This is a genomic window from Ornithinimicrobium cerasi, assembly GCF_003702705.1.
GTDB lineage: Bacteria > Actinomycetota > Actinomycetes > Actinomycetales > Dermatophilaceae > Ornithinicoccus > Ornithinicoccus cerasi.
Genome location: NZ_QZMN01000007.1, coordinates 64,184 through 80,834 on the forward strand (window position 1 = coordinate 64,184; position 16,651 = coordinate 80,834).

The 16,651-nt window shown below is 72.2% G+C and carries 22 protein-coding genes; 21 read left to right on the plus strand and 1 reads right to left on the minus strand.

Going from position 1 to position 16,651, the window contains the following annotated elements:
- Window positions 1-93: 93 nt before the first annotated feature.
- From D4B81_RS09525 to D4B81_RS09540, 4 genes are all read left to right on the plus strand, one after another.
- Window positions 94-558 carry an HNH endonuclease signature motif containing protein gene (locus D4B81_RS09525; RefSeq protein ID WP_122262202.1) on the plus strand — a complete coding sequence of 155 codons (465 nt, stop codon included), beginning with the start codon at window positions 94-96 and terminating at the stop codon, window positions 556-558.
- Window positions 555-920, plus strand: coding sequence for a hypothetical protein (locus tag D4B81_RS09530; protein WP_122262204.1), 366 nt, complete (start codon window positions 555-557; stop codon window positions 918-920). Before D4B81_RS09525 ends, D4B81_RS09530 begins: the two co-directional genes overlap by 4 nt.
- Before the next feature lie 99 nt (window positions 921-1,019).
- Window positions 1,020-2,549, plus strand: a complete 1,530-nt coding sequence (locus D4B81_RS09535) for a phage portal protein (RefSeq protein WP_122262206.1) — start codon at window positions 1,020-1,022, stop codon at window positions 2,547-2,549.
- A gap of 26 nt (window positions 2,550-2,575) precedes the next feature.
- Window positions 2,576-3,679 carry a phage minor capsid protein gene (locus tag D4B81_RS09540; protein ID WP_122262208.1) on the plus strand — a complete coding sequence of 368 codons (1,104 nt, stop codon included), beginning with the start codon at window positions 2,576-2,578 and terminating at the stop codon, window positions 3,677-3,679.
- Here D4B81_RS09540 and D4B81_RS18080 read toward each other — a convergent pair.
- Window positions 3,676-3,816: a hypothetical protein gene (locus D4B81_RS18080; protein ID WP_161965094.1), complete on the minus strand. Its 141-nt coding sequence runs from the start codon at window positions 3,814-3,816 to the stop codon at window positions 3,676-3,678. The two genes, D4B81_RS09540 and D4B81_RS18080, sit on opposite strands and share 4 nt — an antisense overlap.
- A 52-nt stretch (window positions 3,817-3,868) precedes the next feature.
- Here D4B81_RS18080 and D4B81_RS09545 point away from each other — a divergent pair, with 52 nt between their 5' ends.
- The 17 genes from D4B81_RS09545 to D4B81_RS09620 all read left to right on the plus strand — a co-directional run bounded on the left by D4B81_RS09545 (window position 3,869) and on the right by D4B81_RS09620 (window position 16,628).
- On the plus strand, window positions 3,869-4,621 hold the full coding sequence (locus tag D4B81_RS09545) for a hypothetical protein (protein WP_122262210.1): 753 nt from the start codon (window positions 3,869-3,871) through the stop codon (window positions 4,619-4,621).
- A 22-nt stretch (window positions 4,622-4,643) separates the two neighbouring features.
- Window positions 4,644-5,594 carry a major capsid protein gene (locus D4B81_RS09550; RefSeq protein ID WP_122262212.1) on the plus strand — a complete coding sequence of 317 codons (951 nt, stop codon included), beginning with the start codon at window positions 4,644-4,646 and terminating at the stop codon, window positions 5,592-5,594.
- A gap of 69 nt (window positions 5,595-5,663) precedes the next feature.
- On the plus strand, window positions 5,664-5,849 hold the full coding sequence (locus D4B81_RS09555; protein WP_122262214.1) for a hypothetical protein: 186 nt from the start codon (window positions 5,664-5,666) through the stop codon (window positions 5,847-5,849).
- Window positions 5,850-5,867: 18 nt separating this feature from the next.
- Window positions 5,868-6,278 (plus strand): hypothetical protein, encoded by a 411-nt coding sequence (locus tag D4B81_RS09560; RefSeq protein WP_122262216.1) that lies wholly within the window; start codon window positions 5,868-5,870, stop codon window positions 6,276-6,278.
- Complete coding sequence (locus D4B81_RS09565) at window positions 6,275-6,565, plus strand: hypothetical protein (protein ID WP_122262218.1); 291 nt, start codon at window positions 6,275-6,277, stop codon at window positions 6,563-6,565. The genes D4B81_RS09560 and D4B81_RS09565 overlap by 4 nt, the downstream gene beginning before the upstream one ends.
- Window positions 6,566-6,784: 219 nt before the next feature.
- Window positions 6,785-7,216, plus strand: a complete 432-nt coding sequence (locus D4B81_RS09570; RefSeq protein ID WP_122262220.1) for a hypothetical protein — start codon at window positions 6,785-6,787, stop codon at window positions 7,214-7,216.
- Window positions 7,213-7,452: a hypothetical protein gene (locus D4B81_RS09575; protein WP_161965095.1), complete on the plus strand. Its 240-nt coding sequence runs from the start codon at window positions 7,213-7,215 to the stop codon at window positions 7,450-7,452. Before D4B81_RS09570 ends, D4B81_RS09575 begins: the two co-directional genes overlap by 4 nt.
- A 4-nt stretch (window positions 7,453-7,456) precedes the next feature.
- Window positions 7,457-7,609, plus strand: coding sequence for a hypothetical protein (locus tag D4B81_RS18085; RefSeq protein WP_161965096.1), 153 nt, complete (start codon window positions 7,457-7,459; stop codon window positions 7,607-7,609).
- A gap of 2 nt (window positions 7,610-7,611) precedes the next feature.
- Window positions 7,612-7,953, plus strand: coding sequence for a hypothetical protein (locus tag D4B81_RS09580; protein WP_122262224.1), 342 nt, complete (start codon window positions 7,612-7,614; stop codon window positions 7,951-7,953).
- A gap of 15 nt (window positions 7,954-7,968) precedes the next feature.
- On the plus strand, window positions 7,969-8,316 hold the full coding sequence (locus tag D4B81_RS09585) for a hypothetical protein (protein WP_122262226.1): 348 nt from the start codon (window positions 7,969-7,971) through the stop codon (window positions 8,314-8,316).
- Window positions 8,317-8,320: 4 nt separating this feature from the next.
- Complete coding sequence (locus tag D4B81_RS09590; RefSeq protein WP_122262228.1) at window positions 8,321-8,641, plus strand: hypothetical protein; 321 nt, start codon at window positions 8,321-8,323, stop codon at window positions 8,639-8,641.
- The gene (locus D4B81_RS09595) at window positions 8,625-9,116 is read left to right on the plus strand and encodes a minor capsid protein (RefSeq protein ID WP_122262230.1); all 492 of its coding nucleotides are present in this window, start codon (window positions 8,625-8,627) and stop codon (window positions 9,114-9,116) included. Before D4B81_RS09590 ends, D4B81_RS09595 begins: the two co-directional genes overlap by 17 nt.
- Before the next feature lie 67 nt (window positions 9,117-9,183).
- A complete protein-coding gene (locus tag D4B81_RS09600) occupies window positions 9,184-9,639 on the plus strand; it encodes a phage tail tube protein (protein ID WP_122262232.1) in 456 nt (151 codons plus the stop codon).
- Window positions 9,640-9,677: 38 nt separating this feature from the next.
- Window positions 9,678-10,124 (plus strand): DUF7426 family protein, encoded by a 447-nt coding sequence (locus D4B81_RS09605; RefSeq protein WP_122262233.1) that lies wholly within the window; start codon window positions 9,678-9,680, stop codon window positions 10,122-10,124.
- Window positions 10,125-10,336: 212 nt separating this feature from the next.
- Complete coding sequence (locus D4B81_RS09610) at window positions 10,337-13,390, plus strand: phage tail tape measure protein (protein ID WP_122262235.1); 3,054 nt, start codon at window positions 10,337-10,339, stop codon at window positions 13,388-13,390.
- Window positions 13,387-14,277, plus strand: a complete 891-nt coding sequence (locus D4B81_RS09615; RefSeq protein ID WP_161965097.1) for a hypothetical protein — start codon at window positions 13,387-13,389, stop codon at window positions 14,275-14,277. The genes D4B81_RS09610 and D4B81_RS09615 overlap by 4 nt, the downstream gene beginning before the upstream one ends.
- On the plus strand, window positions 14,274-16,628 hold the full coding sequence (locus D4B81_RS09620; RefSeq protein ID WP_122262239.1) for a hypothetical protein: 2,355 nt from the start codon (window positions 14,274-14,276) through the stop codon (window positions 16,626-16,628). Before D4B81_RS09615 ends, D4B81_RS09620 begins: the two co-directional genes overlap by 4 nt.
- Window positions 16,629-16,651 lie beyond the last annotated feature (23 nt).

Genomic DNA, 16,651 nt, shown 5'->3' on the forward strand with positions numbered 1-16,651 from the left:
CGGGGGCAGTCCTGACGTGCGAGAATGGACGGAAGGACCCCCGCGAGTGCGTCAACACTCCGGGGGCGTGGCCAACCTGGATGAGAGGCTGACATGGCCCAGCGTAGTACGTGGCTCGACCGTCTGAACGCCAAGACGCGCATCGACCCCCCTCCTGCCCACGCACCCCGTCTCGGTGAGTGCTGGACCTACACCGGCTCGTCCGTCCCTGGCGGGTACGGCACGTTCTGGAAGGACGAGGCCAAGGGTTACGTCCACCGGATCGCCTACACCGAGTTCGTCGGTCCCATCCCTGCCGGGCTGACGATCGACCACCTGTGCCGCAACCGTGCGTGCTGGCGGCCGACGCACCTGGAGGCGGTGACGCAGCGGGTGAACAACCTGCGCGCGCCGACGTCGCGGGCGACGTTGAAGGCGGCGCAGACCGAGTGCGTCAACGGGCACGAGTTCGACGCGGCCAACACCTACGTCGCGCCGAACGGCACCCGCAAGTGCCGGGCGTGCCGGGCGGCGACCAAGGCACGCGCCTACGCGCGCAAGACCGGGAAGGCAGCATGAGATTCCCCTTCATCACCCGAGCCCGAGCAGAGCGTGCGTTCGACCGCGCCCGGGATGCCGTCGCGGCGGCCGATGACAAGTTGCAGCGCCAGGAGAAGACGCTCGGCAACGTGCGTGGCCTCGTCCGTGAGATGCACGAGCAGCACAAGCCATACCCCGGCCAATGGGCAGACATCGGCAACGGCGGCTCAGGCAGCGAGTGGTGGTGCACGTCTTGCCGCACCCACTGGCCGTGCAAGCCGTGGCGCGAACTGCGACGGCTCTACCTGGCGACCTACGGCCCGGATAAGCCCGAGCCGCTGCCGGAGATGGAGATCACCGTGCGCCCCAAGCGCGTCCCGAACATCCCGCTCGTTGCGTGACCGACCCGTGGCGGTGCGCCACCTGCACCACCGCCTACCCCGTCCCCTCGCTGGCCCGCCGTTGCGAGGCCAAGCACCGAGCACAGGAGGAGGACCACCGTGCCGCTTCCTGACCGTGGGACCGCCTGGCCGCCGAAGGGCCACGAGGACCAGTTCGCCGCGATGGCCCGCTGGGACGCTTGGTACGTCGGCACCCCCGACGGCCTCAACCGCGCCTACACCAGCACCACCCGCACCCGCCCAGCCCAGCACTCCGGCGGCGTCGTCGGCGCTGTGGCCAGGTGGTTCTGGGGAAAGCCCGCCATCAACGGCCGGCGCCCCGCCCAGCTGCACGTGCCGTTGGCCGCGGACCTCGCACAGGCGTCCTCCGACCTGCTGTACGCCGACCCGCCCACCGTCACCAGCGACGACGAGACGACGGCGGCCGCGCTGCAGGACATCATCGACGACACCGCCATCCAGGTCCTCGCCGAGGGCGCGGAGATCGGCGCGGCGCTGGGCGGCCGATACCACCGGGTGACCTGGGACCGCGAGCTCTCGCCGCGCCCGTTCATCTCCACCGTCCACTACGACGCCGCGCTGCCGGAGTTCCGCTTCGGCCGCCTCGTCGCAGCCACGTTCTGGACGGTCGTGCACCGCGACAACCAGCTCGTCGTGCGCCACCTCGAGCGGCACGAGCTGGCCGGCGGGGACGGGATCGTCCTGCACGGCCTCTACCAGGGCTCTGCGACCGACCTGGGCCGCCCCGTCCCGCTGACCGACCACGCCTCGACGGCGCACCTGGCCACGCAGGTCGGTGCGGACGGTGCGCTCCTGGAGGGCCGCACGCCTGGCCTGTCCGTGGTGCACGTGCCGAACATGACACCGAACCGGGCATGGCGGACCGACCCGGTGGGGCAGTACCTGGGCCGGTCTGACTTCGACGGCGTCGAGGGCCTCATGGACGCCCTGGACGAGACCTACACGTCGTGGATGCGTGACGTGCGCCTGGCCAAGGCTCGACTCATCGTGCCGCAGGCGTACCTCAAGACCCAGGGGCCTGGCCGGGGGTCGCACTTCGACCTGGACGACGAGATCGTGACGCCGCTGGACATCCCGCTGCCGGAGGACGGGCAGTCGCAGATCACCCCGCAGCAGTTCGACATCCGCGTCGAGGAGCACCAGAAGACCGCGCAGGACCTCGTCGAACAGATCCTGCGTTCGGCCGGCTACTCCGCCGCCACCTTCGGCGAGGACGAGGAGGGCGCCGCGGCGACCGCGACGGAGACGATGGCCCGCAAGGGCCGCTCCCTGCTCACCCGGGGCCGCAAGATTCGGTTGGAGCGTCCGGCCCTGCAGGATCTCTTCACGAAGATGCTGCTGACCGACCAGTCCGTCTTCAACCGGTCCGGGATCGACCCGGGCAGTGTCACGGTCGACTTCGGCGACACCGTCCACGACTCTCCGTTGCAGCTGGCGCAGACCGTCGAGGCGCTGGAGCGGGCCAAGGCCGTGTCGGTGGAGACGAAGGTGCGCATGGTCCACCCGGACTGGGCCGATGACGAGGTCACCAGGGAGACCGACCGGGTCATGGCCGAGCACTCCATGGGGCCGGTGTCGGACCCGGCCGACCCCGCCCTGTTCGGCTAGCCTGAGACGATGAGAGGCCCCCGGCCATGCCCGTCGACCCCGGCTACGGCGAACGCCTAGCCCGCACCGTCTCCCAGCTCTACGCCGACGCCGAGCTGACCCTCCTCCGCCGCATCGCCGCCGCCCTCACCCACGGCATCGACGCCCCCACCTGGGCGGTCGAGAAGCTCGCCCAGCTCGACCTGCTCCGCGCCCGCATGGGCCAGGACGTGGGCGCCCTGTCCGAGCAGGCCGTCGGCCAGATCCGAACCGTCATCGCCGGCGCGTGGACCACCGGGCAGGCCCTGGCCGTCGCCGACCTGGACGACCTCGACCTCGACGTGCGTCTCCCCCCGGCCCGGGCGGCCGCGATCGAACGCCTCGCCGCCGAGACCATCCGTGTCGTCGCCCCCGTCGGCGCCCGGCTCCTACGGGCCAGCCTGGACGTCTACACCCAGGTGGTCGCCGAGGCGTCCTCGCAGGTGCTCCTCGGTGCCGGGACCCGCCGCGACGCCGCGCAGACCACCCTGGACCGGCTCACCTCCCACGGGATCCGGTCCTTCACGGACACGGCGGGGCGGCGGTGGACGTCGGAGTCCTACGTCGAGATGGCCGTGCGCACCGGGGCCGGTCGTGCCGCGGTGCAGGGCCACGTCGACCAGCTGCAGGCCGTCGGGCTGGACCTGGTCATGGTGTCGGACCACCCGCGCGAGTGCGACCTGTGCCGGCCGTGGGAGGGCAAGATCCTCTCCATCGGCGGGGCGGTGGCGGGCACGATCGAGACGCCGTCCGCGACGTCCGGGAACACGGTCAGGGTCCGGGTGGCCGCGACGCTGGACCAGGCCCGTGCGGACGGGTTTCAGCACCCGAACTGCCGTCACTCGATCTCCGCCTACGTCCCCGGGGCATCACGGCCCGCCCGGGACACCGCCGACACCCAGGACCGGTACGAGCAGGGCCAGCAGCAGCGCTACCTCGAGCGGGGCGTGCGCGCGTGGAAGACCCGCGAGGCGGCTGCGCTCACCCCGGAGGCCAAGGCGGCCGCGGCGGCCAAGGTGCGGGTGTGGCAGGCACGGTTGCGTGAGCACGTCGCCGCGCACGAGGGTCTGTCCCGGCAGCGTGCGCGCGAGCAGGTCGGTCGGGCGCGCTAGACCCGGTCGTCGACGTCTGCGGCCTGCAGCTCGATCAGGGTCTGCAGCTGGGCGCTGATCCGCCACAGGAAGAGCACGACCGCCGGGGTGGCCGCGATGAGGATGCACGCGGCTGCGATGACGAACCACCAGACCATGCAGTCACCCTACCCGCCAGGCGCGGGCCATCACCATGCCCAGGAGGCAACTATGCACGACGCACGCATCACCCCCGGCCTGATCGACTTCCGTTCCCCGGCCAACCCGCACGGGCTGCGCTTCTTCGAGGGTGGCGAGGGTGCACCAGCCGCCACCGGGGATGGCGCACCGGCTGGCCAGGGCGGCCAGGAGGGAGCCGCGAACGGCACCACCGGGGGCCAGGGAGCCGCAGCCACGCAGGGCAGCGCCCAGGCGGGCGCACAATCCGCCGCAGGGGAGTGGGACGGCAAGGTCGAGTCCCTCCCCGACCCGGTGCAGAAGATGATCCGCGACCTGCGCGCCGAGTCCGCCGACCGCCGCACCAAGCTCACCGCCGCCGAGCAGGCCCAGCAGGACGCCATCCGCGCCCTCGCCAAGGCCGCCGGCATCGAGCTGCCCGGCGAGACCGCCCCCGACCCCGCCCAGCTCACCGAGCAGCTCACCGCCACCCAGGCCCAGGCCCGGCAGGCAGCCATCGAGCTCGCCGTCTTCAAGGCCGCACCCACCCACCAGGGCGACCCCAACGCCCTCCTCGACTCCCGCTCCTTCCTGGCGAAGGTCGCGGACCTGGACCCCGCCTCGGCGGAGTTCACCACCACGGTCGACGCCGCCATCAAGGACGCCGTCACCACCAACCCGAAGCTCAAGGCGGCCCCGGCGGTCGGCGCGAGCGCAGCAGACCACGCCGGCGGGTCCGGCGAGGGAAGCAACCGCACCCCCCGCCCTCTCCACGAGGCCGTCGCCAGCGCATACGGCACGGCCTAGAACCTGACCCCAGGAGGTCACCATGCCCGTCACCCTCGCCCAGGCCCAGCAGAACGCCGCCGACGACGTCGACGTCTCCGTCATCGACGAGTTCCGCACCAACCAGATCATGGACCTGATCACCTTCGACGACGTCGTCAACCCCGTCGGCGGAGGCGGGACCCTCACCTACGGCTACCGCCGTCTCGCCACCCTCGGCACCGCCGCGTTCCGCGCGATCAACGCCGAGTACGTGCCGACCGAGGTCACCACGACCAAGCACTCCGTGGACCTCAAGCCCCTCGGTGGCGCCTTCCAGATCGACCGCGTCCTCGGCCGCGTCGGTCCCGCCGCCTCCGGCGAGGTCGCCCTGCAGATGGGCGAGAAGATCCGCGCCACCCAGGCCGAGTTCGGCTACGCCGTCATCCACGGCGACACCAGCGCCGACGGGGACTCCTTCGACGGCCTGTCCAAGGCCCTCGCCGGGTCCACCACCGAGGTCACCACGGCCATCGACTGGTCGGCCACGATGAACGAGGACAACTCCTTCGCCGTGCTCGACGCGCTCGACGAGGTCCTCGCCCTCCTGGACGGCCAGCCCGGCGCGATCCTGACGAACGCCAAGGCGATCGCCAAGGTCCGTTCCGCCGCCCGCCGCACCTCGATGTACACCCGCACCCCCGGGCCGCGGGACACCTACGTCGAGTCCTACGGGCCCGCCCGTCTCATCGACGCGGGCAAGCGCGCCGGCTCCAACGCCGACGTCATCCCGGTGACCGCCGGCGTCACCGAGCTGTACGCCGTCCGGTTCGGGCTCGACGCCTTCCACGGCGTCTCGATGGCCGGCGCCCCGCTGGTGCAGACCTGGCTGCCGGACTTCACCAGGGCCGGCGCCGTGAAGACCGGCGAGGTCGAGATGGGGCCGGTCGCGGTCGCGCTCAAGAAGACCAAGGCCGCCGCGGTCGCGCGCAACGTCCGCGTCGCCGCGGCCTGACCCGACCCCCAGCGGGCGGGGCGTGGGGTTGATCCTCGCGCCCCGCCCCTGACGGCCAGGAGGCCTGACGTGTCCGTCCACGGCATGAACGAGCCCGGCACCTATGTCATCACGACGGACCGGGACGACGAGACCACCGTCGAGGCCGACAGCCTCGACTACAACAGCCCGGACGGGTCCCTGCAGGTGTGGAAGGACGGCGCCGTCGTGGCGTCCTTCCGCTGGTGGCAGAGCATCGTCCGCAAGTCCGACTGAGCCCTAGGAGGGCACACCATGGCAACCACGATCACCAGCCCCATCAAGAAGTTCACCGGCCGGACCCACTTCGGCCCGTTCGCGCTCGACTTCAAGGACGGCACCGCGCAGGTGCCCGAGGGAGAGAGCCTGCCTGCGGGCGCGCGCGCCTACCTCGAGCGCACCGGCTACACCGTGGCCGAGGAGGACGAGGGTCCGTTCGACCCGTCCAAGCACAACCAGGACCAGGTCATCGAGCACCTGGAGCGTGAGGACGTCGACGACGAGGAACGCGCCCGCGTGCTCGCCGCCGAAGCCGAGCGTGAGAACGGTCCCCGGCAGAAGGTGGCCAAGTGGGTCGAGACCCGCGAGGCTGTCGCCAGGGAGGCCGCGGAGCGCGAGGCCGCCAAGAAGGCCGCACGGGAGCAGGGCGGAGGTGACGCAGCGTGAGCGTCATGGACCCCCGCGACGTCACCGACACCCAGGTCGGCACCAAGCTGCGTGACGCCGCGGTCGACCCCAGCGCCGGCGACTTCCTCGCCCCCACCAACGCGGGGGAGGTCGGTGAGCTGGGCAACCCGCACGGCCCGTCCGTGGTCTCCCCCGAGATCCACGGCTCCGAGGGCGTGCGCCCGATCCGTCCGGGCGACGTCTCCGGCGTCGCCGCCACCCAGGACGCGGCCGAGCACGAGCACCTGGCCACCTGGCAGCCCGAGACCGTCCCGCCGGAGGTCTGACCCAAGCCCACCCCGCCCGACCCGGCTGTGCTGCTGGCCGGGCGGGGTGGCACCCCAAGAACCCGTGGGGCCGGGGCGTCAACGCGCGCCGGGCACGGAACCTGCACCCCCGATCCACGCACGAAGGTCCGTCGGGACGGTCTCACGCCCGGTCCTTTCGCCGTCTGTCATCGACCCTCCTGCGCCCCGCCCCACGAACCCCCTCTGGAGGTGTGACCGGTGCCCCTGACCTACGCCACCGAGGCCGACGTCGAAGCACAGACCCCCACCGACGAGGACGTCCCGGCCAACGTCGCCCGGCGCCTGGTCGTCGCGTCCCGCTGGGTCCGCCACGCCACCCGCACCGCCGTCTACGACACCGACCCCACCGGCCTGCCCACCGACGAGACCCTCCTCGAGGCCTTGCGGGACGCGACCGTGGAACAGGTGCTGTGCTGGCACCGCACCGGCATCGACCCTGACGAGGGGTCCACCGGTGCCGCGTCCGGCGTCGTCGCGTCGAAGAGCCTGCGGTCGGCCACGATCCAGTACGCCGTCTACGCGGAGTCCGCCAAGGACCGCGCCCGGGTGGCCACCACCCTGTGCGCGGAGGCACGGCTGGTCCTGGCGGACGCGGGCCTGCTCGGCGGGCCCGTCACGGTCTACGGGTGAGCATGGACGACGACCAGGTCCGCGAGCGGGTCACCGACCTGCTCCGCGAGATGGAGTTCGAGGACGGCATGGTCGCCACCCGCTGGGTCCTCGCCTACGAGACGGCGGGCATCACCGACAACGGGGAGAGCGGCGGCAACTGGGGATACATCGCCCAGGCACCCGTCCCCACCATCGTCGGGCTCTGCACGCTCACCGCCACCCACGCCCCATCCCACTCCGACGACGAGGACTGACCCCATGCACACCTGCACCGCCTGCGACACCCTGACCCGCACCGAGCGGCTCTGGCACGGCCTCTACCTCCGCTGGTACGACGCCGACCGGGCGGGCCGCAAGGTCCGTGCCGCTGTCTACGGCTGGCTCGCGGACGCCGTCATCGCCAGGTCGTGAGCATGGACGAGTTGGCCGACTTCCTCGCCCACACGATCACCGTCGAGCCCCTGCTGGGCACCGGCTCCTACGGCAAGGTCTACGGCGACCCGCTCACGCTCTCCCCCGAGGACGGCACTGGCGTCATGGTCGACGAGACCACCCGCCTCGTCCGCACCGCCACCGGGTCCGAAGCCACCTCCACCACCACCATCGTCGCCCGGGTCGCCCAGGCACCCTCCCTGGTCGTCGGCACCCGCGTCACCCTCCCCACCGGCGACACCACCACCGTCCTGTCGTCCTCCGTGCAGACCATGCCCGGCCTCGACGGGATGCCCGAGCACGTCGAAGCAGCCTGCGAATAGGTCGCGAATAGGAATATGGGCACTTTTAAGCGCATCCGCGCAGCCACCGGCGACCCCCGCCAAGCGGTCCGCGAGGGCGGAGAACGCGGCATCGTCCTGGCCACCGAGCACATCGCCGGCGTCGCCACCCAGAAAGCCCCCATCGAGGAAGGCATCCTGCGCGGCACCGGCGCCGCGTCCCAGGACGGCCTCGTCGGCGCCGTCTCCTTCGACACCCCCTACGCGGCACGCCAGCACGAGGAGCTCGACTGGAACCACCCGCGCGGGGGCGAGGCCAAGTACCTCGAGAACGCCATGAACCAGGAGGCGGGCACCGCGCGCGCCCTCATCGCCCAGGCCATCCGCGACCGAATGGAGCAGTAACCCCATGCGCGTCCACCACCCCACCCCCGGCTACACCGGCCCCGCGTCCCTGCACGGGATCCGCCTCGACTTCGTCGACGGCGTCGCCACCTCCCCCGACGGCATCGGCGTCACCCCCTTCCGCCGCAACGGCTACCGGGTCGAGCCCGACTACGACCCCGGCGCGCACACCGTCGAGGAGGTCCTCGACCACCTGGGACGCGCGTCCGCGACCGAGCGGGGGCGGGTGCAGGCGGCCGAGGCCGCGGGCAAGGACCGCAAGGGCATCGCCGCGTTCACCCCCACCACCGCCGACCAGGACGAGCCCGGTGGCGACGACGACTGACCTGCTCGTCGGGTTCGCCACCCTCCTGCACGACGCCGGCGTCGGGCACTGGGCACCCACCGGCGTCTTCCCCCCCGGCGCCACCGCCATCACCACCAAGGTCATGCCGCACGCACCCGCCCGCGCCATCGTCCTCACCGCCTACACCGTCTCCGACACCCCCGAGGGCCACTCCGTGCAGGGCCTGCAGGTCCGCACGCGCGCCGACGGCCTGCCCACCGACGTCGACGACCTCGACGACGCCATCTACCAGGTGCTGCACTCCGCCCAGTCCCTCACCCTGCCCGGGCTCGGCGACTCCCCACCGATGGGCGAGGGCACGCCCCTGGGCGAGGGCACCACCCTGGCCGCCGTGAAGGTCAAGAAGATCTGGCGCCAGTCGCACGCCTCCCTGGGCCGCGACGACAACGACCGGTGGCTGGCCACGGCCAACTACTACCTGTTGATTGACAAGCCCACCCCCCACACCCGCTGAGCGGGCCCACCATCCCCGGACAGGAAGCCTCCTGGCCGGTCGTCTCCACGTCCACCAGGAGGACACCATGAGCATCACCGCCACCGAGGCTGTCTTCAACAGCTCCTACCGCCTCGACGTCTCCGACGACGACGGGACCACGTGGACCCCGATCGCCGGCCTCAACTCCTTCTCCCCCACCACGGCCACCACCACCGCCGACAACTCCGACTTCAACTCCGGCCAGTACGGCTCCGACGTGCCCACGCAGAAGAAGGTCGCCGTCACCGCGACCGTCATCCGCCGCCACGACGGCACCGCCTACGACGCCGGGCAGGAGCTCGTGCGGGTCTCCGCCGAGGACGGGTCGCTGCTGCGCTACCGGTGGTACGACTCCGGCTTCGTCGGCGGCGAGTCCAAGGAGGCCGACGCCTACGCGCAGTGGGCCCCCCAGGGCGGCAACCAGACCACCCTGCAGAACATCAACATCACCCTCAACGTGCAGGGCAAGCCGGAGAGCGTGGCGCACCCCGACGCCCCGTGACCGAGCCCACCCCCTGACCTGAGAGAAGGACCCCTGCAGTGAGCGACACCTTCGACCTGCCGGTGGCGGGGCGCACCTACACCATCGCCTCGCCACCGGCCCGGGTCGGCCTCGCGCAGGCCGCGGCGTTCACCATCGCCGCGGCCAAGCGCAAGGGCACCCCCCCACCCCCCTACGCCGTGGACCGCTACACCGCCCGCTACGGCACCGGTCAGCACGAGATGGACCAGGACGCCCTCGGCGACGCCTGGGAGGCCATGCAGGACGACCTGACCCTGCCCGACCTGAAGCGGGCCGCGGCGGCCGCGCACATCTGGATCGTCACCGGCTCCGAACGTGCCGCCCTCGCCGTCCTCGGCCTCGACCTCGAGGAGGGCGGGTCGGGCCCAAAAGCCTCGACGACTACGGACGAGGCACCTACGACCCCGCCACCGGCCTCTACCAGTGGTACGACATCCCCCCGTCCCGCGTCGACTCCGAGGTAGCACGCCTCTCCGGTGAGGGCCCACCCCCCGCCACGTGGGGCACCCTGTTCGACCTGTTCGAGCTCATCGAGGCCGACCTGCACCAGCTGTACGGGATCGACCTCGACGGCCTGCCCGACCGCACCTGGCGGTGGTTGCGGGCCCGCATCCGCGGCCTGCTCACCGACCCCTCCACCCGCACCTGGCGGGCGACCAACCGGAAGAGGTGACCCGTGACCCTGGACCTCGGCACCCTCTCCGGCAAGGTCGAGCTCGACATCGCCGAGTTCGACCGCAAGTACGCCACCGTCGACCAGGCGCTGGCCAAGCTCGAGGGCCGCCAGGTCAAGGACGTCCAGGTCGGCGCCGACACCGAGGCGGCCACCCGCGACCTGGGTGCGCTGGAGACGTTCCTGACCGGCACCCTGGACGGGATGCGCGCCGAGGTCGCCGTCCAGGGCGACACCGGCCAGGCCGACGCCGCGATCGGCGCGGTGGAGTCGATGCTGCGCCGCCTCGACGGCGACGCCGTCCAGGTCAAGGTCGACGCCGACGTCTCCCCCGCGGAGTCCGCCATCGACGGCCTCGGTGACGAGGGTGAGGCTGCCGGGGACGAGGCCGGGCAGGGCATGTCCGCCGGCATCATGGCCGGGCTCGCCGCCATCCCCATCGCCGGTGGTGTCGCCATCCTCGGCGCCACCATCGCGCGCGGCCTCTTCGACGCCATCAGCGACGGCCTGCAGCAGGAGGCGGGCCGCGACCTCTTCTCCGCACGCACCGGCCTCGACGCCGCGACCGCAGCCAAGTTCGGACAGGCCGCCGGCAACGCCTACGGCTCCGCGTGGGGCGACTCCGTCGAGGCCAACCTCGACACCGCCCGCCAGGCGCTGCAGGGCGGCCTCATCGACGCCGACGCCACCACCGCCGAGGTCGAGGAGATCATCTCCTCCCTCTCGGCCGTCTCCGACATCCTCGGCGAGGACATCCCCCGCCTGTCCCGCTCCGCCGGCGTCATGCTCAAGACCGGCCTGGCCGACTCCGCCCAGGACGCCTTCGACATCCTCGTCGCCGGCACCCAGGCCGGCGCCAACGTCTCCGAGGACCTCCTCGACACCTTCACCGAGTACCCGGCCGTGTTCGAACGGCTCGGCCTCGACGGCGAGACCGCCATGGGCCTCATCTCCCAGGCGATGCAGGCCGGCGCCCGCGACACCGACTACGCCGCGGACGCGCTCAAGGAGTTCCAGATCCGCGCCACGGACGGCTCCAAGCTGTCCGGTGAGGCGTTCGAGCTGCTCGGCCTCGACGCGGAGGAGATGACGGCCAAGATCGCCCGCGGGGGCGAGCACGCCTCCGGCGGCCTGGGCACCGTCCTGGACCGGCTCCGGGACATGGAGGACCCGGTCAAGCGCAACGAGGCCGCGGTCGGCCTGTTCGGCACCAAGGCCGAGGACCTCGGCGACGCGCTCTACGCCATGGACACCGCCTCCGCGGTGTCCGAGCTGGAGGAGCTGGGCGACGTCGCCGGCCGCGCCGGCGAGGCCATGACCACCCTGTCCGACAACGCCGCCTCCCAGATGGAGTCGGCGCGCCGCTCGATCGAGCTGGCCGGCGAGGGCATCAAGGGTGCCCTCGCGTCCGCCTTCTCCGACGACATCGGCAACCTCGCCGACTTCGTCACCAAGAACCGGGCCGGGGTGCTGGAGTTCCTCGGCGACATCGCCAACGGGTTCTTCGACATGGGCGCCGCCGGCGTCGAGGTCGTCGCCGGCCTCATGACGTCCTTCGGCGACTTCGTCTCCACCGTCGGCCCGCAGATGGTCGGCATGGTCATCTCGATCATCGAGGCCATCGACGAGATCCCCGGCATCGACATCGACGACTCCGCCGTGGAGAACCTGCGCGGGATGCAGCAGGGGATGCACACCTTCGGCCTGGAGTCCGCGATCGCCGCCGACGCCCTGCGCGAGAACCTCATCACCAACGGCATCGACGTCCTGCAGGAACGCTTCAACGAGGGCCTCGGGGTGGAGATCCTCAACGCCCAGGTCCACGACATGACCACCCGCCTCGTCTCCGACATCGGCGCCGTCGGCGAGGCCGTCGAGGGACTGGCCGGCATCGGCATGGACGGCCTCTTCGACACCGCCACCACCTCCGGCGCCATGCTCGACGAGCAGCTGCGCGCCGCCATCGCCTCCCTCGGCGACGTGCAGGGCGCCGCCCAGGCCGCCGGCGAGGGACAGGAGTCCCTCGCGCAGCGCTTCACCGACGGCCGCGACGCCATCGTCGCCCAGCTGGAGGCCATGGGCTACTCCCGCGAGGAGGCGCTCGCCCTGGCCGAGGCCTACGGCGCGGTCCCCACCATGATCGAGACGTCGGTGGCGCTGGAGACGGCACCGGCCCGCATGGACCTCAACGACCTCGTCGTCGAGGTCGACGCAGCGTCCGGCACCGTCACCATCAACGGGGACAAGGTGCCCGCGTCCTCCACCCTGGGCGACCTCATCGGCAACGTCAACGCCTCCGACGGCACGGTCACCATCAACGGCAACAAGGTCCCGGCTGACATGACGCTGGAGCAGCTGCTCGGCGTCATCGGCGGTTCGGCCGAGACCGTCACCATCAACGGCAACGACTACCCGGCCGAGTCCGTCCTGGGCGGTCTGGTGAACCAGATCAACAACTCCTCCGGCACCGTCAGCGTCTACGCCGACACCTCCGGCGCGTCCTACAACCTCAACCGTTGGATCCAGGACAACTCCGGGCGCACCGTCACCGTCTACCAGGCGCTGCGCTACCAGGACGTGGCCGTGGCCACCGGTGGCGACGTGGACGTCCTGGCGGCCGGGGCGATGCAGACCCGCTTCGCTGGTGGCGGGTCCGTCGTCGGCCCGGGCACGGGCACGTCCGACGACGTGCCCGCCTCTCACCCGTCCGGTATCCAGTTCCAGCTCTCCAACGGTGAGCACGTCCTCACCGCCGACGACGTCCTGGACGTGGGCGGGCAGGCCGAGGTGTTCGCGCTGCGCTCCCTCATCCAGTCCGGCGCGGTCCGCGACTGGATGGGCGGCACTGGTGCGGTCCGCATGGCCGACGGTGGGCCGGTCGGGCCCGCCCAGGCACCCACCGGGACCGCCGTGGCGACCCTTCCCGAGCGGATCGAGCTGCACTCCACCATCCAGGTCGACTCCCGCGAGATCGGCCGCGCAGCAGCACTCGGCACCGCGCTCCTGGGTGGTCGCATCACCACGTCGGACAGGACGAGGATCGGGAGGCGCGGATGAGCGTGTGGATCGGCACCATCGGCGCCATGGTGGAGACCGCGTGCCTGTCCGGGCTGCAGGTGTCCCGCCCCGACCGGACCGTCCACGGCGGTGGGCCCGGCACGCTGACCCAGCCGCGCGCGGTCGCGCAGGGCCCGTCCTCCCGGGTCTGGTCGTGCACGATCGGGGTCAAGCCCCCCGGCGAGCTCGCAGCGCTGGAGACCCTGGTCTACCGCCAGGCCGTCCACGGCGGCACCTACCGGATGCTGGCGTGCGAGGCGCACCACACCAACGCTCTCACCCCCGCGGCCTCGCTCGACCTCACCGGGTGGACCGGCGACCGCACGATCTCGACGCTCTACACCGCCTCCGCCGAGGACGTCGGCGGAGGCACCGTCCTGCTGGAGAGCACGCCGCTGGACGCGCGCACCCCGATCGAGGGTGGCCCGCCCGTCGTGACCGTCGACTCCGTCGCCGCCATCACCGTCACCCCCGCCACGACCGGGACCGTTCTGTCCTCGCCCGTGGTGCCCGTGCGTCCCGGCTACCCCGTCACCGTCGCCATCTTCGCCCAGGGCACCGTGACCCTGTCCGTGCAGTGGGTCGACGCGGCCGGCGCCAACCTCGGAGCGGCCGTCACGCTCGTCACCACCACCAACGCGGCCCTGGCCCGCACCAACATGTCCACGATCGCCCCGGCCGGCGCCTACGGGGCCAGGATCGTCGTCTCCGGCGGCACCCGCTACGCCTGGCCGTCGATCACCTGGACGCCCGGCCCGCGCCGGTTCGCCGTCGGCCGCGGTGCCGAGTCTGTCGTCCTCTCCCCGGTGGACGAGTCCCTGCTCGTCGCGCACGCCACCGCCCAGCTGTCCGGGTTCCGCTACGTCGTCAGGGAGGTGCCCGCGTGACCGCTCCCGTGCGCGCCCAGTCGGTCGACATCAAGGTCGGCGGTGTCTCGACCCCGGTCGAGGGCGTGTCGTGGGATCACGGGGTGAACCTGCGCGCCGGCGACGTCGTCGGTTCCGACGCCTCCGTCGACTGGGCCGAGGGCGCAGGGGTGGTCCCGGCCTCGCAGGTGGCGCACCCGATGCGCCCGGGCTGGACCCGCACCAACGGGGCGCCGGTCACCGTCGACGTCACGGACGGTCCCACCACGCATCGCGTCTTCACGGGCCGTATCGACTCGACCGGCGGCGGCCTGCTCGACGGGTCGTCCTCGGCGCTCGTCGACTGGGCGTCGCGCCTCTCGACCAAGGTAAAGCTGCCGCCGGTCGCGTTCACCATGCCCTCGAACCCGCGCGTCCCCGGTGCGGGCCTGCGCCGGGTCGGGCTGTGGGGGACGTGGCTGACGCACCTGGCGATGCAGGGCGCGGCGTTCCAGGCGGCGCAGGGCAGGCAGACGTCGAGCATCTACTACCAGTCGATGGCCGGGTCGACGTGGCTGGCGCCGCACCCCGACCACGTCACCGACACTCTCGGCTCGCTGACGACGTCGCACCGGATCGGGAACCCGAACGCCGCCCCGGGAGTGTTCCAGGGCACCAACGTCCCCTGCATGGAGGACGTGTTCACCGTCGCCTCCACCACCACCCGCCGCAACTCCGGGTTCACGTCGTGGCAGCTGACCGTGGACATGGCCTCGGACGCGCCAACCGTCTTCCACACGGGGCGGGTGGACCTGCGCCCCACCCCGGTCGCCTCGGGCACGGGCGTGCGGCTCGACTGGACTCAGACCCTGATCCGCGTCTACCGGGTCAACGCGGACGGCTCGACGGCGCTCCTCGGATCGGTCGCCCGCGCTGACGCTGGCGGCGTCTACACGATGCGCTGGTCGGTCGTGGTCCGCGAGGACGGCACGGCCACCCTGCACGGCTCAGGTGGCCGCACGGCCGCGCTGGCACTGACCGGGACGGGCATCGCCATGCCGACCACCGCAGCGGCCGGCACGGTCATCGTGACCTCCGAGGGGCCGGTGTCGGCGGTGCAGGTGACCCGCTCCGACTCGACGTTCCTCACCACCCAGGCCGTGTCCGCCCGAATCCTGCGGTCCACGTTCTCCGAGCGGTCCCTGCCCGGGTTCGACTTCGTCCCCGACACTCCCGCACTGACCGTCCTGCAGGACCAGGCCGACGCCGAACGGTCCCTCATGGGGATGCCGCTGTGGGTGTGGATCGACACGGCCGGACGCCTCGTGCAGGCAGACCCGGCGTATCTGGCCGCCCAACCGGTGACGGGCCACTTCTCCACGACGTCGACCGGGACCGCGCTGGACGACGTGCGCTGGGCGGTGCCCCCGTCCGGCCCGTACTCCCGCGTGGACGTCCGGTGCCGCTTCGGTGTCACCAAGGTCCGCACCTCACCCACGCTGCTGCTGGCGGTCGGCGGGCAGAAGAACCACGACCACGGCGACACCCTCGAGGAGTTCTTCCACCCCGAGCAGGACCAGACGTGGCTGTCCCCGGACGTGTGGCCCTACCTCGCCGGCCGCCCCTACCCGGCCCCGCCCTACCCCGCCGCGGCCCAGCACGAGTTCAACAAGGGCGTCGGGTCGTGGGTCGGCGGGATGCGCGTCACCGAGTCCGACGGCGACCGGGTCGGGTGGATCGAGGAGGCGCACGTCAACGGGTGGACCGTAGACGTCGACTCCGGGCAGGTCGTGGGCGCGTTCGAGGTGCTCGACCACGCCACGATCCTCTACAAGGGCATCGTCAACGTCGGCGCGTCCTACGGCATGTCGTCCATGCCGGACCAGGGGTCGGTGGGGGTGTGGGCGCACCGCAAGTCCCAGCCGCTCCCGCAGATCCGGGGCCGGGGCCGGATCGACTGGACCGACCGGGTGACGTCGGTCGAGGTCAGCGGCGACTCCTCCCACCCCGTCCTCGAGCACGACGGCGGCATGTGGACGCAGAACTCGGTGTGGCGCTCGCAGATCGCGGACGCTCTCGCGCAGGCGTCCGTCACCCCCGCCCCGGAGCTGGCGCTGACCGTGGCCGTGGACCCGGCCCGGTTCGTGGGCGAGCACGTCACGGCCGACGTCACCTACCCCGACGGGTCCACGCTGGAGGTCGACGGGCTGGTCGCGGGGATCTCGGGGCGGCTGCCGTCCGACCGGGACCAGATGGGTGTGCGCCTGGTGGTCCTGTCCTCGGAGTGGACGAGCGCCGGTGCCGCCCCGGTGGGGACCGACTTCGACGCGCCGCCCGTGGTGCGTCCGGTCCTGCCGCCGCCGGGCACCGACCCGCCCCTGTGGACGATCTGAGCCCTTACTTCCAACGACCTGAC

Excerpts from the sequence above, each read along its gene's own strand:
- D4B81_RS09525 (WP_122262202.1), top strand. The coding sequence starts at position 94 with ATGGCCCAGCGTAGTACGTGGCTCGACCGTCTGAACGCCAAGACGCGC.
- D4B81_RS09530 (WP_122262204.1), top strand. The coding sequence starts at position 555 with ATGAGATTCCCCTTCATCACCCGAGCCCGAGCAGAGCGTGCGTTCGAC.
- D4B81_RS09540 (WP_122262208.1), top strand. The coding sequence starts at position 2,576 with ATGCCCGTCGACCCCGGCTACGGCGAACGCCTAGCCCGCACCGTCTCC.
- D4B81_RS18080 (WP_161965094.1), bottom strand. The coding sequence starts at position 3,816 with ATGGTCTGGTGGTTCGTCATCGCAGCCGCGTGCATCCTCATCGCGGCC.
- D4B81_RS09545 (WP_122262210.1), top strand. The coding sequence starts at position 3,869 with ATGCACGACGCACGCATCACCCCCGGCCTGATCGACTTCCGTTCCCCG.
- D4B81_RS09550 (WP_122262212.1), top strand. The coding sequence starts at position 4,644 with ATGCCCGTCACCCTCGCCCAGGCCCAGCAGAACGCCGCCGACGACGTC.
- D4B81_RS09560 (WP_122262216.1), top strand. The coding sequence starts at position 5,868 with ATGGCAACCACGATCACCAGCCCCATCAAGAAGTTCACCGGCCGGACC.
- D4B81_RS18085 (WP_161965096.1), top strand. The coding sequence starts at position 7,457 with ATGCACACCTGCACCGCCTGCGACACCCTGACCCGCACCGAGCGGCTC.
- D4B81_RS09580 (WP_122262224.1), top strand. The coding sequence starts at position 7,612 with ATGGACGAGTTGGCCGACTTCCTCGCCCACACGATCACCGTCGAGCCC.
- D4B81_RS09585 (WP_122262226.1), top strand. The coding sequence starts at position 7,969 with ATGGGCACTTTTAAGCGCATCCGCGCAGCCACCGGCGACCCCCGCCAA.
- D4B81_RS09590 (WP_122262228.1), top strand. The coding sequence starts at position 8,321 with ATGCGCGTCCACCACCCCACCCCCGGCTACACCGGCCCCGCGTCCCTG.
- D4B81_RS09600 (WP_122262232.1), top strand. The coding sequence starts at position 9,184 with ATGAGCATCACCGCCACCGAGGCTGTCTTCAACAGCTCCTACCGCCTC.
- D4B81_RS09615 (WP_161965097.1), top strand. The coding sequence starts at position 13,387 with ATGAGCGTGTGGATCGGCACCATCGGCGCCATGGTGGAGACCGCGTGC.